Source organism: Mesorhizobium sp. Root552, from assembly GCF_001427285.1.
Lineage (GTDB): Bacteria > Pseudomonadota > Alphaproteobacteria > Rhizobiales > Rhizobiaceae > Mesorhizobium.
Map to the genome: position 1 here is coordinate 40,669 of NZ_LMFV01000005.1, position 14,600 is coordinate 55,268.

General features: G+C 60.5%; 17 protein-coding genes. 6 read left to right on the plus strand and 11 right to left on the minus strand.

Features of this window, described 5'->3' with window-relative positions; translation table 11 throughout:
• Window positions 1-31: 31 nt before the first annotated feature.
• The 6 genes from ASD50_RS02850 to ASD50_RS02875 all read right to left on the minus strand — a co-directional run bounded on the left by ASD50_RS02850 (window position 32) and on the right by ASD50_RS02875 (window position 4,982).
• Window positions 32-1,279: a transporter substrate-binding domain-containing protein gene (locus ASD50_RS02850; RefSeq protein ID WP_056235812.1), complete on the minus strand. Its 1,248-nt coding sequence runs from the start codon at window positions 1,277-1,279 to the stop codon at window positions 32-34.
• A 399-nt stretch (window positions 1,280-1,678) separates the two neighbouring features.
• Window positions 1,679-2,287: an ANTAR domain-containing response regulator gene (locus ASD50_RS02855; protein WP_056235816.1), complete on the minus strand. Its 609-nt coding sequence runs from the start codon at window positions 2,285-2,287 to the stop codon at window positions 1,679-1,681.
• Between the two features lie 12 nt (window positions 2,288-2,299).
• Entirely contained in the window at window positions 2,300-3,469 is a 1,170-nt protein-coding gene (locus ASD50_RS02860; RefSeq protein ID WP_156464912.1) for a transporter substrate-binding domain-containing protein, read from the minus strand.
• Window positions 3,470-3,692: 223 nt separating this feature from the next.
• Window positions 3,693-4,046: a cupin domain-containing protein gene (locus ASD50_RS02865; RefSeq protein ID WP_056235823.1), complete on the minus strand. Its 354-nt coding sequence runs from the start codon at window positions 4,044-4,046 to the stop codon at window positions 3,693-3,695.
• Between the two features lie 104 nt (window positions 4,047-4,150).
• Window positions 4,151-4,519: a BrnA antitoxin family protein gene (locus ASD50_RS02870; protein ID WP_156464913.1), complete on the minus strand. Its 369-nt coding sequence runs from the start codon at window positions 4,517-4,519 to the stop codon at window positions 4,151-4,153.
• Window positions 4,520-4,685: 166 nt separating this feature from the next.
• A complete protein-coding gene (locus ASD50_RS02875) occupies window positions 4,686-4,982 on the minus strand; it encodes a DUF982 domain-containing protein (RefSeq protein WP_056235830.1) in 297 nt (98 codons plus the stop codon).
• A 231-nt stretch (window positions 4,983-5,213) separates the two neighbouring features.
• Between ASD50_RS02875 and map the strand changes: the two genes are divergently transcribed.
• From map to ASD50_RS02890, 3 genes are all read left to right on the plus strand, one after another.
• Window positions 5,214-6,041: a type I methionyl aminopeptidase gene (gene map, locus ASD50_RS02880; protein WP_056235833.1), complete on the plus strand. Its 828-nt coding sequence runs from the start codon at window positions 5,214-5,216 to the stop codon at window positions 6,039-6,041.
• Between the two features lie 51 nt (window positions 6,042-6,092).
• Window positions 6,093-6,848 (plus strand): RadC family protein, encoded by a 756-nt coding sequence (gene radC / locus ASD50_RS02885; protein ID WP_056235837.1) that lies wholly within the window; start codon window positions 6,093-6,095, stop codon window positions 6,846-6,848.
• Between the two features lie 140 nt (window positions 6,849-6,988).
• On the plus strand, window positions 6,989-7,909 hold the full coding sequence (locus ASD50_RS02890) for a DMT family transporter (protein ID WP_056236144.1): 921 nt from the start codon (window positions 6,989-6,991) through the stop codon (window positions 7,907-7,909).
• A gap of 20 nt (window positions 7,910-7,929) precedes the next feature.
• On the opposite strand, the gene ASD50_RS02895 is transcribed toward ASD50_RS02890, so the two are convergent.
• The 3 genes from ASD50_RS02895 to ASD50_RS02905 form a co-directional block, all read right to left on the minus strand.
• Window positions 7,930-8,352 carry a DUF3291 domain-containing protein gene (locus ASD50_RS02895; RefSeq protein ID WP_056235841.1) on the minus strand — a complete coding sequence of 141 codons (423 nt, stop codon included), beginning with the start codon at window positions 8,350-8,352 and terminating at the stop codon, window positions 7,930-7,932.
• Between the two features lie 202 nt (window positions 8,353-8,554).
• The gene (locus tag ASD50_RS02900) at window positions 8,555-9,016 is read right to left on the minus strand and encodes a DUF2155 domain-containing protein (RefSeq protein WP_056235844.1); all 462 of its coding nucleotides are present in this window, start codon (window positions 9,014-9,016) and stop codon (window positions 8,555-8,557) included.
• Window positions 9,017-9,137: 121 nt separating this feature from the next.
• The gene (locus tag ASD50_RS02905) at window positions 9,138-9,536 is read right to left on the minus strand and encodes an NADH:ubiquinone oxidoreductase subunit NDUFA12 (protein WP_056235847.1); all 399 of its coding nucleotides are present in this window, start codon (window positions 9,534-9,536) and stop codon (window positions 9,138-9,140) included.
• A 185-nt stretch (window positions 9,537-9,721) separates the two neighbouring features.
• On the opposite strand from ASD50_RS02905, the gene panB reads away from it, so the two are divergent.
• A complete protein-coding gene (gene panB / locus ASD50_RS02910) occupies window positions 9,722-10,540 on the plus strand; it encodes a 3-methyl-2-oxobutanoate hydroxymethyltransferase (protein ID WP_056235852.1) in 819 nt (272 codons plus the stop codon).
• A 2-nt stretch (window positions 10,541-10,542) separates the two neighbouring features.
• A complete protein-coding gene (panC, locus tag ASD50_RS02915) occupies window positions 10,543-11,397 on the plus strand; it encodes a pantoate--beta-alanine ligase (RefSeq protein ID WP_056235855.1) in 855 nt (284 codons plus the stop codon).
• On the opposite strand, the gene ASD50_RS02920 is transcribed toward panC, so the two are convergent.
• Together ASD50_RS02920 and gatB are read right to left on the minus strand one after the other, a co-directional pair.
• Window positions 11,394-11,885 (minus strand): GNAT family N-acetyltransferase, encoded by a 492-nt coding sequence (locus ASD50_RS02920; RefSeq protein ID WP_056235858.1) that lies wholly within the window; start codon window positions 11,883-11,885, stop codon window positions 11,394-11,396. The two genes, panC and ASD50_RS02920, sit on opposite strands and share 4 nt — an antisense overlap.
• Window positions 11,882-13,381, minus strand: coding sequence for an Asp-tRNA(Asn)/Glu-tRNA(Gln) amidotransferase subunit GatB (gene gatB / locus ASD50_RS02925; protein ID WP_056235861.1), 1,500 nt, complete (start codon window positions 13,379-13,381; stop codon window positions 11,882-11,884). Before gatB ends, ASD50_RS02920 begins: the two co-directional genes overlap by 4 nt.
• A 166-nt stretch (window positions 13,382-13,547) precedes the next feature.
• On the opposite strand from gatB, the gene ASD50_RS02930 reads away from it, so the two are divergent.
• A complete protein-coding gene (locus tag ASD50_RS02930) occupies window positions 13,548-14,585 on the plus strand; it encodes an ABC transporter ATP-binding protein (RefSeq protein ID WP_413813870.1) in 1,038 nt (345 codons plus the stop codon).
• Window positions 14,586-14,600: the final 15 nt, after the last annotated feature.

Genomic DNA, 14,600 nt, shown 5'->3' on the forward strand with positions numbered 1-14,600 from the left:
CTGCACCGGCCGACGCTTGTCGATGAAAGCGCTAGAGAGTTGCGCCCGAAGTGGTGCAGATGCGCTTGTCCGCCGTCTCGCCGACGCTTGAATACGGCAGCGGCTGCAGTGGCTCTGCGTACTGGTCGACGATGTCCAGCAGGCCGTCGGCCCTGGTCTTGCCGATACGAGGTGTCAGGAAGCTGTGCAGGTTTTGCGGATCGATGGTGACCTTGCCCTGCGGTGCGTCGAACGACAGGCCACCAGCATTTGCAACAACAGCTTCTGGCGATACGTCGCCAGCTTTTTCCGCAGCCATCGCCCACATGTTGACGCCAACGTATACAGCCTCCATGGCGGCGTGGGTCACGGAATCCGCACCTGCATAGGCCTTGAACGCCTCGACGAAGGTCTTGTTCTGCGGGGTGTCGACCGTCTGGAAATATGGCAACGAAACATAGCTTCCGAGCGCATATTCCGGGCCCATCGCCTTGATCTCGACCTCGGTGGTGGTCGATGCGCATAGAGGCAGCTTCTCGAAGTCGTAACCCTGGTTACGAAGCTCGCGATAGAACGCCACGATGGAATCGCCGACGACGTTGGAGAAGATCACATCGGCGCCGCTGGAGCCGATTTTCGACACCATCGAGGCCCATTCGGTGTGGCCAAGCGGCAGATATTCGTCGCCGACAACTTCCATGCCTATACCCTGGCAAATGGTCTTCGTGGTCTTGCCCATACCGCGCGGGAACGCGTAGTCCGAGCCGACGATGAACAGCTTGTTCTTGCCGAGCGTCTTCTGCAGCCACGGAATGGAGTTCTCGAGCTGCTGGTTCGGCACCGCGGAACCTGCATAGAGCACGTTCTTCGAGCACTCTTCGCCTTCGTACCAGGTAGGCCAGACGAGCAGGCCGTTGCGCTTTTCGACAACCGGCAGCACGGCCTTGCGGCTCGCCGTGGTGTAGCAGCCGAAAATCACAGGCACCTGGTCTTCGATGGTGAGCTTGCGGGCCTTTTCGCCGTAGATGCGCGGCTCGGAAGCCGGGTCCTCGATAATCGGGCGCAGCTTCTTGCCAAGAACGCCGCCCTTGGCGTTGATTTCGTCAATCGCCATCTGGGCGCACTGGTTCATCGATTTCTCGACGATGGCCGTGGTGCCGGTGAGAGAATACATGATGCCGACCGGAATTTCGTCGGCGGCCCAAGCCCTGTCTCCAAGCCGCAAAATGGATGGCGTTGCCAGTCCCGCGGCAGCAAGGGTGGATACTTTCAAGAAAGTACGACGAGTTTGCTTAGTCATTTTTCCTCCACATAGCGCTTATACCGAAAATAAAGTGCATAGTTCCCTGTTTGATTTTTTTGCACTCGGAATGAGCTGTTCTTCTATTTCGACAATTCTCCCTTCAAATAAAGCACAGAAAATCCATTACTTGCCTGGACAACAAGCAAGCATCAGCCGGCCGAGCCGACATGAATTTCAGTAACGAAGCCTGGCCCTACACGCGCCTCAACAGATCTTCAGCGCCAAACGGGCCCGGCCCAACATTGCGGCAGTAACGCCTCTGTCGCCGCCGCCAAAAAGCAAAAAACCCGCCGATCCCTTCACAGGGACTTGCGGGCTACCCAGCCTGTTGGTGCCGACATCATTGTCCAGCACCAGCGAGATGTACAATTTCACTGTACATCAATTCTGTTTCATCTATTCACGCAAATCCTTGAACGTCAAGAGCTCATGCGCATTAATTATCGCGGCCGCCAGCTCGTCCATTGATATGCGCTTGGCCATCGCCTGCTTGCGGATGCTCTCATAGGCTTCCTGCTCGCTAAGGCCTTGCGTTTCCATCAGAATGTTCTTCGCCTTGAGGGTGCGGTTGTTGCCGGCAAGCTTGCGTTCGAGCTTGCGGATCCGCTTGCTGGAATCCCGTCGCTCCAGCCACAGCGAACGGGCAATGGTCAAATTGGTCAACAATCCGAACGGTCGGATGGGCCGCTCGATCACCGCCAGCGCCCCGCACTCAAGCACCAGCTGCAAGGTGCTGGGGTCTTCAAAGGTCACCACCGCGAGAAGGGCCGGATCGGTGGGCTGGCTGCTGCGGAACAGCCGCAGTATCTTTTCGCGATTTTCGCGTTCGATCGAAATCAGCACCACCGCGGCGGCAGGGCTGATGGTCGCGGGAAGCGGCCATGTCGTCTCGCAGTTGCAGCCGATACGGCGAAGATGCTCGACGAGCGCCACCCCCTCCTTGTCGGGCGGGTGGATGACCTGCACATGCAGGCCCTTCAGATCTTCAAGTATCTTCGTTGGCAACGTCTGAGCCCGCTAAGCTTGTAGTCTTGGCCGGTGATGCGATACTTTCCAATCATTCAGCGATGTCGTCACGAAATACGGGTCCGGTTTGATCCGCGTCTCCGACCGCCACACTATGTCGAATTTCCCCGCATCGTTGATGCGCCCGATGCTCGACCACAGTTCGGTGTGATGGTTGTCGGGATCGATCCGGACCGGACCTTGCGGCGCATCGAACTCAAGGCCGGGCAAACGCGCGGCGATGGCGTCCGGGTCGTCCGTACCCGCCAAAGCCAACGCCTTGGCGTACAAATGCACCTGGAAATAGGCAGCCTCGGCGCTTGCGGTCACCGGCGCATCGGCGCCAAAGCGTTTCTTGAAGGCGGAGACGAACTTTTTCGCCTGAGGCGTGTCGAGCGTCTCGAAAAACGACGCCGAAGTCAGATGCCCCGCGACGACTTCCGGCGACATCTGCGCCACTTCTGCTTCGGTCGTCGTCAGGCTGGCGATCGGCACGACGCTCGAATCGAAGCCCGCTTCCTTGTAGGCCTCGTAGAGCATGATCGCGCCGGTCCCGACGACGGTCGAGACGACAACATCCGGCTTCAGGTTTCGTATCTGCTTGATGACACGGTCGAAGTCCTTGCGCACCGGATCGACCGGCACATAAAGCTCGGCGACGATGCTGCTGTTTGCCCGCACCACCAGATCGGTCACGACGCGATTGTATTCGTATGGAAAGACGTAGTTGGAGCCGACCAGAAGGATCCTGGTGCCGAAGTTCTCGATCAGGTAGCGAGCGAGCTGCACGGCGTTCTGGTTCGAGGACGAGCCCGTGTAGAAGCAGCGCTTGGAATACTCGAAGCCTTCGTAGAAGGTCGGGTAAAACAGAAGGCCCCGATAGGCTTCGATCTCGGGCAGAACCGATTTGCGGGCCGTGGACATGTAGCAGCCGAAGATCGTCTTGATGTTTTCCTTGGTGAGCAGGCGCACGGCCAGATCGCGATACTGCTCCGCCGAACAGCCGGGATCGTGGAAAACGGGCTCCAGCGGCCGGCCCAGAACGCCACCGGATGCGTTGATTTCCTCGGTCGCAAGCAGTGTTCCATTGGCCTCGGCGATTTCCGCCGCAGCCGTTACGCCGCTGCGAGAAAACAGAGCACCGATGCGCCAGGAATTACCGACCATGAGAAAACACGCCATCCATCATGCGGTTCCAAGTCGGCGTAGCCTTTCACAAGCTGCGCACACCTGCTGCACAGCTCAACTTGGAAACGCCACTGTTTCGAATGATTTAGCCATATCCTGACGGCGCGGAAATTGCAAACGCGCCGACGCTTATGAAGCTAAAGTTCAACAGACCTGCAAGCGCCACGGGGCCACAACGACGCCGGCCCCATGGCTCCCTGCATCAGGCAGATGGGCTTCAGCCCAGCGCGACGACGAAGTGTTTCGTCACCGGCTCGATGATTTTCCAGGTGCCCTTGAAATCGGCTTCCACCACGAAAGCGTCGCCCGGCCCCACTTCGACCGCCTCGCCGCCGTCGGGCGTGATGATGATGCGGCCCGAGATCATGTGCACGAATTCATAATCCGTATAGGTGGCGTGATAGGTGCCGGGCGTAGCCTGCCAGGTTCCCGAAAGCACCTTGCCGTCCGCAGTGGTGTGCTGGACGGCTGTCTTCATCGTCGGCTTTCCCTCGATAACCTTCCAGCCGGGCAGGTCATTGGGATCGGCATTCTCCACCTTGCCGAACTTGAGGATAGTCTTGCGTGACATGATAAGGCTCTCCCGTTGTCATGCTGAGGCACGAACGCCTGCGGCAAGAGTAGCCAAACGATAATGGAAAGCAACTTAATTTACCTCAAGTAAAGTAGGACAGCCTATATCTTCGCCTCTTTCAACACGTCGTTCATGCGCGCCTGCCAGCCAGGGCCGATCGCCATGAACTTGGCGATCACTTCCGGCTCCAGCGCAACTTCGAGACGCACCCTCTCCGGCGGTGGCCGCCGAACCGGCGGCGGCGGGGGTGGCGGCGGCCTTCTGAACGCTTCGGGTACATAGCCGCTGGTGCGGGGCCAGCGGCGATGCTCGTGGATGCCGTTCAGCACGTCACAGGCCGACAGCGCCTCGGCCTCGTTCATGCCCGCGAGCACCCGATCGCCGAACACCGCCGGCGTCTCCTCGAGGGAATCCCATACGGCCCAGAGGTCCGTAGGCTCCAACATGAGACTGAATCGCTTCTCGCGCACCGTTCGCTGCTTTCCAACACTGGTTGGAAGCGAAACTTGGTGATTCTGATCGCCGGAAAATTAATATAAACAGGAGGATAAATCTTAAATAAGATATTGTTTTTATTAAATTTTTATCGATTTTAACACAAACCGCCGAGGCCGTGTTCACGGCCCCGAACGATGCCTAGTTCAGGCGCGTTGCGATGCCTTGGGTGCCTGTTTCCGGCAGCATCATGTCCTTGGCCAGCAGGCCGCTGACCCTGCAAAAAGCTGTGAATGCCTTGCAGGCTTCTTCTGTCGAAGCGATATCCACGCTGGCTCCAAAGCAGGCGTCGAACGCCAACTGGTAAATCGGTCCCTGCCGTCCCACCGGCCAGCCTTGCAGGAAATCCAGCGCCTGCTCGACACTGTAGATTTCCTCCACGGGTTCACCCACGGATGGCGAAATACGAACCGGCACCGCGAATTGCAGCTTATGCATTCCATGCCTCTTCGAATTTTATGCGCGAAAGGCCCTAGATGTTGGCCGAAGATCGATGTTGCGCGTTCACCTGCTGTGCCGCGCAATTGTGTCACCAATGCGGTTTGGACCAAACCACCCGGCGGTGAAAGCTGCGCTTTTGGCGAATTCTACCTACACGAAAGGTTGAAGAAGGGCGCAATCGGTGTCACATGATGAGGCAATTGCCGCCCACCCTTTCGCCCGAAGCCCATGATTACCTATCTCGACGCCGAAACCGCACCGTTAAGAAACACCGGCCAGATCCGCCTCTATGGTGCGGAAGGCTTCGCCGGGATGCGCAAGGCCTGCGACCTTACCGCGCGCTGCCTCGACGAACTTGTGGAGAGGGTCCATCCAGGCGTCACCACCAATGCCATCGACCGCTTCGTGTTCGAATTCGGCATGGATCACGGCGCCATTCCGGCCACGCTTAATTATCGCGGCTACACCAAGTCGTCGTGCACTTCGATCAACCATGTCGTCTGCCACGGCATTCCCGACGACAAGCCGCTGCGCGATGGCGATGTCGTCAACATCGACGTCACCTACATTCTTGACGGCTGGCACGGCGATTCCAGCCGCATGTACCCGGTCGGCCAGATCAAGCGCGCCGCCGAGCGCCTGTTGGAAGTCACGCATGAATGCCTGATGCGCGGCATAGCCGTGATCAAGCCCGGCGTGCGCACCGGCGCCATTGGCGCCGCCATCCAGAGCTTTGCCGAAGGTGAACGCTGCTCCGTCGTGCGCGACTTCTGCGGCCACGGCGTCGGCCAGCTTTTCCACGACGCGCCGAACATCCTCCACTACGGCAATTCCAGCGAGGGCGTGGAAATGCGCGCCGGCATGATCTTCACGGTCGAGCCGATGATCAATCTCGGGCGCGCCCATGTGAAAGTGCTGTCTGACGGCTGGACGGCCGTGACGCGCGACCGCTCGCTGTCGGCGCAGTATGAACACACAATCGGTGTTACCGAGACCGGATGCGAAATCTTCACGCTGTCCCCCAAAGGTCTCGATCGCCCCGGCCTGCCGGCATAGTATCCTTGGTCGGGCGGCGATTCCGCCATGCATTGTTCTATGCGGGGGCGTATGGACGACAATCACGACGATGCGCGCGGCTTCCTCGCGGAACAGCCAGCAATGCCGCTTGGCAAAGCGAAGGCGGTTGAGGAAAAGCCGCACTATCTTGGCCACCGCGACAGGTTGCGCGAGCGTTTCGTCAGTGCCGGCCATAGTGCCCTGCCCGATTACGAACTGCTCGAACTGTTGCTGTTCCGGCTGATCCCGCGCTCGGACACCAAGCCGATCGCCAAGGCGCTGCTTGCCCGCTTCGGCACGCTTGCCGAGGTGCTTGGCGCACCGGTCAACCTTCTGCAGGAGGTCAAGGGCATCGGTCCTGCGGTGGCGCTCGACCTGAAGATCATTGCAGCCGCCGCGCAGCGCATGGTGCTCAGCGATTTGAAGGGCCGCGAGGTCCTGTCCTCATGGACGCAGGTGCTCGCCTACTGCAAGACGGCAATGGCGTTCGAGGAGCGCGAACAGTTCCGCATCCTGTTCCTGGACAAGAAGAACGCCATCATCGCCGACGAGGTCCAGCAGACCGGCACGGTCGATCATACGCCGGTCTATCCGCGCGAAGTCATCAGGCGGGCGCTGGAACTGTCCGCCACGGCCATCATTCTGGTCCACAACCACCCGTCGGGTGACCCGACGCCATCCCGCGCCGACATAGACATGACCAAGGAGATCGTCGAAAGCGGCAAGCGCCTCGGCATCGCCGTGCACGACCACATCATCATCGGCAAGAAGGGCCATGCATCGATGAAGGGGCTGTTGCTGATCTGAAGCGCCAACCGGGCTTGATCTTGCGGCATAGCCTTGCCTCCGGGTTGATGTCGCTCCTGCAACAAAAGGTAGTCCCAGGCAGAAAGCGCCGCCTTGGGTCGCATGGCAAAGGCATCGGCACGTTCAATGCCGCAGGTCCGATGACGAAATCCTTCTCCACCTTGATCGGCTTTGCCGCGATCCTGACCTGGTCTTTTCTTGCCTTGTTGTCGACGGCGGCCGGACCGATCCCGCCTTTCCAACTGGCGGCGATGACCTTTTCCCTCGGCGGACTGACTGGTGCCGCGAGCTGGCTTTTCCGGCCGCAGGCAATCAGGACGCTGCGGCAACCCTGGCAGGTCTGGGCGCTCGGCGTGGCGGGCTTGTGCATCTACCATTGCGCCTATTTCTTTGCGATCCAGTCCGCGCCGCCCGTGGAAGCCAGCCTGATCGCCTATCTCTGGCCCCTTTTGATCGTCGTTTTTGCTGCCTTCCTGCCCGGCGAACGGCTACGCCTCCACCATATTGTTGGCGTGGCGCTCGGACTTGCCGGCGCCGTCATCGTCATTACCAAGGGCGGCAATGTTGGGCTTGCGGATGGCATCAAGCCGGGACACCCGATCGCGCTGTTCTGCGCTTTCATCTGGTCCGGCTATTCGGTCCTGTCCCGCCGCTTTGGTGCAGTCCCGACCGACGTGGTCGCAGGCTACTGTCTGATTACCGCCGTCGTCGCCTGCATCCTTCACCTTTGCCTCGAAACCACGGTCATGCCGCAAACTTCTATCCAGTGGGCGGCAATCGTCGTATTGGGAACAATCCCGCTTGGAGCTGGATTCTACGCTTGGGACTGGGGCTGCAAGCACGGCGACATCATGGTGCTGGGTGCACTCTCCTACGCGGCTCCGCTATTCTCGGTCATCGTGCTTTTGCTGGCTGGCTACGGTGCCTACCATTGGTCGGTCGCGCTTGCCTGCGCGCTCATCATCGCCGGAGCGCTGATAGCCGCCAAGGATATGATTTTAAGGCGCTCAGAACCATCAACGGCCGCCGAGGCATATGGACGGAATTCAGGCGGTCTTTGAAAGCCGCAGCTCGGCTATCACTACCTTTTCCAGCCGTACCCGCGCTCTGACGGTCCATTTTGTTTGAGATTCTGAAGCCGCTCCCACGCTTCGAAGAAGCTGGGCCGGGCATTTTCATCAACGTCCCAGACGACCAATTGCGGACCCTCGACGGGTTCGAACCATTCCGATGTCCGCTTCAGGTAAACGCCATGAAGCGACTGGAACGTATAGTCCTGGAGGTCGTCCAAACTCCTCCAAAGAGAAACGGTCGCCGAAATGCGATTGTCAAAGCCAGACGCCTTGAGCTGCGAAGCGATTGTCTCGTCAGGGATCCGCCACAGAAAACCCCGGTGGATCTCTGCGAGGCGATAGACCTCTTGAAGGCTGTTCAGAAATTCCGTCAATCGCGGATCGTCGGCAGGATATTTCATCCGGCCCCAGTTCATTTGCGCAATTGCCATTGAACCGCCCCTCCGCAGATGAGAAGCCCAATTATATCAATGCGATGTAAACCGGTTGTGGCGAAATAGTGAATGCGCCGGAATGTGTTGTGAAACCTTGTTAAAGGTGAGCGAAACACAAGCCGCTCAGCTCAAGGCGCGATTAGAAGTACGCTGACACAATCACCTTCAGCCGAAGGCACGGAACCTATACCGGAAGGCCTCAGTTCGTCTTGGCGGTGTCCGGGGCCGGCACGTCCGACTTCTGCTTGCAGCCTTTCAGCCACACGTCATAGACGGCGTGCTCGACGGCGTTGAGGCCGGGGCTTTCGGCGAACATCCAGCCGGTGAAGATGCGCCGGATCTTGCGGTCGAGCGTGATCTCGTCCACCTCGACGAACGAATCGGTTTTCGGCGCTTCGGCTTCCGGGCGCGAGTAGCAGACGCGCGGCGTCACCTGCAGCGCGCCGAACTGCACCGTCTCATTGATGTAGACGTCGAAACTGATGATGCGGCCGGTGATCTTGTCCAGCCCGGCAAACTCGGCCACGGGGTTCTTCACCCGCTCGACGGCGGGCTTTTCCTGCGGAGCCGCAGGGGGCTCCTGCGCAACTGCAGCGCCTGCCGACATGGCAAGAACTGCAGCGGCGGCTGCGCCAGTCGAGAGTGGGCTGAAAATCCTCATGAGAAATACCGAAGGTTGCGCCCGCGATGATTCGCCATCGCCAAAGCTAGTCGCCGTTGAAAGTCAGGCAACCAGCTAAATGCCAAATGTGGCAAGAAATGCCGTGATGAAATGACGTTTGTCAGGAACCGGGCGTCCAGGCATCGTAATCGCCCGTCACTTGCGGGCGATGCTGCACACCCAGGATGGAGCCCTTCGGACGATAGGCGGCGGCGCTGCCGGTAAGATTCGGCTCGTGCGGCTTTTGCCATTCGCGCGGCTTGTAGTTTTCCTTGGTCGGCGGCACATCCGAGCGATGATGGATCCAGCCATGCCAGCCCGGCGGGATGGACGAAGCTTCGGAGTAATTCTTGTAGATCACCCAGCGGCGCGTGAAGCCTTCCGAAGTGGTGCCGCCTTCATAGTAGACGTTGCCGAACTCGTCCTCGCCCACCCGCTTGCCATGCCGCCAGGTGTGGAAGCGCGTGTTGAGGGTCTGGCTGTTCCACCAGGTGAAAAGCTGCAGAAGGAACGTCTTCATTCAAGTCCTCGCGGGGCAACTGCCTGCTGTGCTGCTTATGGCTGCAGGACCAGACCTTGGCAAGCATTTTGCTGCCATGGCCGTGACAGGATGCGCCTTGCCAATCACTTTTGAAGTTTCTAATGCTCCGCCAGCATTGAGGCTGTCCGGCTAACGCCGGCTGGGAGGCATAGTTGGCATCTGCCATGTCCGCCGACGCACGAGCATCGACCGACGCCATCCGGCGGCGCAAGGGTGGCGACCCTATCGTATGCCTCACCGCCTACACCTACCCCATCGCCAGCCTGCTCGATCCGCATGTCGACCTTTTGCTTGTCGGCGACAGCGTCGCCATGGTCCTGCACGGCCACCAGACCACGCTCGGCGCAACCATCGATATGATGATCCTGCACGGCCAGGCGGTCATGCGCGGCGCACGCAATGCCTGCGTCGTCGTCGACATGCCGGCGGGCAGCTACGAGGCTTCGGTTGCCAAGGCGCTCGCCTCGGCTCGGCGCATCTTCGAGGAGACCGGCTGCCACGCGGTGAAGCTGGAAGGCGGCACCGATGTTGCCGGCCAGATCGCGGCCATCGTAGCCGATGGAATCCCAGTCATGGCCCATATCGGCCTGCAGCCACAATCCGTGGTCAAGGACGGGGGCTACAAGATCAAGGGCGGCACCGACGAAAGCATCAAGCGCCTGCTTGCGGATGCCGATGCGGTCGAAAAGGCCGGCGCGTTTTCCGTGGTCATCGAGGGAACCATGGAGCCGGTCGCCGCCGAAATCACCAGACGTCTCACGATCCCCACCATCGGCATCGGCGCGAGCGCGCGGTGCGATGGGCAAGTGCTGGTGATCGACGACGCCATCGGGCTTACCGTAGACCGCGTGCCCAAGTTCGTGAAGGAATATGCCGAGCTGCGCACCGAGGTTTCCCGTGCCGCGATGAGCTACGCCGCCGAGGTCAAGGCGCGGACATTCCCGACCGCCGAACACGTCTTCAAGCCGAAGGACAAATCCTGACGATGCCGCAGCCCGCTATCGCCGAGACCGTCACCGATCTTCGCGCCACGGTGCGGGCCTGGAAACGCGAGGGACTGAGCGTCGGCATGGTGCCGACGATGGGCGCGCTGCACGACGGCCATATGTCGCTGATGAAGCTGGCGCTGGAAAAGGCGGACCGTTGCGTCGTTTCGATCTTCGTCAACCCGACCCAGTTCGCGCCGACCGAAGACCTCGACAAATATCCGCGCCAGCTTGCCAAGGACCTCGCCTGCCTTGCCGACGTCGGCGTGCATCTCGCCTTCACGCCCCCCGCCGCCGAAATGTACCCCGCAGGCTTCGCCAGCAAGGTCTCCGTCGGCGGCCCCTCCGCCGGCCTTGAAACCGATTTTCGCCCGCATTTCTTCGACGGCGTCGCCACCGTCGTCACCAAGCTGTTCCTGCAAGCCGCACCGGATCTGGCCGTTTTCGGCGAAAAGGACTACCAGCAACTTTGCGTCGTGCGCCAATTGTGCCGCGACCTCGACATTCCCGTCGAAATCATCGGCGCGCCCACGGTACGCGATGCGCATGGCCTCGCCATGTCGTCGCGCAACGCCTATCTCGATGAGGCCGGCCTCGCCGTTGCGCGGCAATTGAACAAGATCCTGCGTGGAACAGCAGCAGCCATCGCGAAGAATGGCGACGCCGATGGCGAAACGGTGCGCGCGCGGCGCACCCTGCAGCAGGCGGGTTTCGAGGGCGTCGACTATGTTGCGGCGCGGGATGCTCTTACCTTGAAAGAATGGCAGCCGGGCCGCGAAGGCCGTCTCCTCGCCGCCGCATGGCTCGGCAAGACGCGCCTGATCGACAATGTCGAGATACCGGCCGAGGCTTAGCCGAGCGGCTTTTCCAGCGTCACGATGGTCGCATTGACCCATCTCGTCGCCGGACGCCGCTGGAGCTCCACAAAGCCGCCTGCCCGGTAAAAATCCAGCGCGCGGCTGTTCTTTTCCTCGACTTCCAGCCGCATCAGCCGGCAATCCCAGAAGGATTCCTCCAGTTCGGCAAGCAGCATGCGCCCGACGCCCTTGCCCTGCATGGAGGGGCGCACGTCAAGCTCCTCCACCTCGACCAGCCCGCTGTCGCTTTCCTTGATCGCCGCATAAGCCATGCCGGCCAGTTCGGAGCCCGTATCGGCAACGATGAACTCCGAGCGCGGCCGCCGCATCAACTGCTTCAGCCACACGACAGAATGCCAGCGCTCGGAAATCGCGGTAACGCCTTCTGCTCCATAGAGCGGATCGTAGGTGGCGTGCCAGGTCTCGACCAGAAGCGCTCTCACCGCTTCCAGGTCGCGCTCGCTTGCCGTGCGAACGAACATCATTCGATGCCGAGCTTGGCCTTCACCAGATCGTTGACCGCCTGCGGGTTGGCCTTGCCGCCGGTCGCCTTCATCACCTGACCGACAAACCAGCCGGCCATGGTCGGCTTGGCCTTGGCCTGCTCCACCTTGTCCGGATTGGCGGCGATCACCTCGTCCACGGCCTTTTCGATGGCGCCGGTGTCGGTGACCTGCTTCATGCCACGGCTTTCGACCAGCGCGCGCGGGTCGCCGCCTTCGTTCCAGACGATTTCGAACAGATCCTTCGCGATCTTGCCGGAAATGATGCCTTCCTTGATGAGGTCCAGTATGCCGCCAAGCTGGTCGGGCGAAACCGGAGTCTCTTCAATGTCTTTGCCGGATTTGTTCAACGCGCCCAGCAAGTCGTTGATGACCCAGTTCGCGGCGGATTTGCCGTCGCGACCGGCAGTCACCTTCTCGAAATAGTCGGCAATCGCCTTTTCCGAGACGAGGATCGAGGCATCATAGGCCGACAGGCCCAGTTTCTCGACCAGCCGCGTCTTCTTGTCGTCCGGCAGCTCGGGCAGATACTTGGCGAGGTCGTCGACATAGGCCTGGTCGAACTCGAGCGGCAGAAGGTCCGGATCGGGGAAATAGCGGTAGTCGTGCGCCTCTTCCTTGGAGCGCATCGAACGCGTCTCGCCCTTCACCGCGTCGAACAGGCGTGTTTCCTGGTCGATCTTGCCGCCGTCTTCCAGAATGGCGATCTGGCGGCGCGCCTCATATTCGATGGCCTGTCCCACGAAGCGGATCGAGTTGACGTTCTTGATCTCGCAGCGCGTGCCGAACTCGCCGCCCGGCTTACGCACCGAGACGTTGACGTCGGCGCGCATCGAGCCTTCGTCCATATTGCCGTCGCAAGTGCCGAGATAGCGCACGATGGTCCTGAGCTTGGTCAGGTACGCCTTGGCCTCGTCGGAGGAGCGCATGTCCGGCTTCGACACGATCTCCATCAGCGCCACGCCGGAGCGGTTCAGGTCGACATAGGACATGGTCGGATGCTGGTCGTGCATCGACTTGCCGGCGTCCTGTTCCAGATGCAGGCGCTCGACGCCCACCTCGATATCCTCGAATTCACCCTTCTTGTCCGGCCCAACCGAGACAACCACGGTACCTTCGCCGACGATCGGCTGCTTGAACTGCGAAATCTGGTAGCCCTGCGGCAAGTCCGGATAAAAGTAGTTCTTCCGGTCGAAAACCGACTTGTGGTTGATCTGCGCCTTCAGGCCAAGGCCGGTGCGGATCGCCTGGCGCACGCACTCCTCGTTGATCACCGGCAGCATGCCCGGCATCGCCGCATCAACCAGTGACACATTGGCATTGGGTGCCGCGCCGAACGATGTCGAAGCGCCCGAGAAAAGCTTCGCCTCGGAGGTCACTTGCGCATGCACTTCCATGCCGATGACGACCTCCCAGTCTCCGGTCGCACCGGGGATCAGGCGCTTGGCGTCAGGCGTGCGGGTATCGATGATGGTCATGAGAGCCTATAGACGATATGGAATTCACATAAGAATGTGAGTTTCACGAAAGATGTGATTTTCAATCTTGGCTAGTGCAAAGCACATGCCGAGACAAGCGCAAACTGCCATTCCAGGCCTGCCCGGCCTTACCGAACGAGTGCGGAGACCGACATTGGACAGACCCCTGCCCGCCGATCCCATGCTGCAGATCGCAGGCGCTTTCCGTCGCTTCAGCGAGGAATTCACGCTTGGGCCACTCGACCTTGCCATCGAACCGCAAGAAATCATCTGCCTGGTAGGGCACTCGGGCTGCGGCAAATCCTCCCTGCTCAGGCTGATCGCAGGGCTGGACAGGGCCGAGCGTGGCTCGATCCGGCTGGACGGTGTCGAACTTGCCGGGCCGAATACCTTCGTCGAACCCGAGGAGCGACAGATCGGCTTCGTCTTCCAGGACTACGCCTTGTTCCCGCATTTGAGCGTCGAGGAAAACATCCTGTTCGGCTTGGGCCGCCTGCCACGGCCGGAGGCTCAAAAGCGTGTCGCCGACATGCTCGCCCTCACCGGTCTTTCCGCCCTCGGCAAGCGTTATCCGCATATGCTTTCGGGCGGCGAGCAGCAGCGCGTCGCGCTTGCCCGCGCACTGGCGCCCAAGCCCGCCGTGCTGCTCATGGACGAGCCGTTTTCAAACCTCGACCGAGACCTGCGCGACCGTATCCGGCAGGACACGATCGACCTTTTGCGCAAGACCGGCACCACCGCCGTCATCGTCACCCATGATCCCGAAGAGGCGCTTTCAAGCGGCGACCGCGTCGTGCTGATGAAAAGCGGGTTGATCGTGCAGGCAGGAACCGGACGTGAGCTGCATGACAGGCCGGTGGACCGCTATGCGGCAGAGTTCTTCTGTTCCTTCAACAAGGTGCCCGCCACCTACCGCAGCGGACATCTCGAAACCGCGCTTGGCCGCTTCCCCTGCCGGCTAGACCTTGCCGACGGCAGTTCGGCCGTCGCCTTCATCCGACCACAAGCCATTTCCCCGTCGCGCGACAGGACGGCAATCGCCGGCAGTATCCTGCGCCGCAGCTTTCGCGGCGAGATCGAACAGATCGAACTGGCAGTGCCGGGAAACGACGGCGCGCTCATCATGCGCACGACGCAGCCAACCGAAGGTGACCACATCAGCGTTGTCATCGATCCCAGCCGGGTTCTGGCATTCGCGGCCTGAACGCTCGTCTGGCGA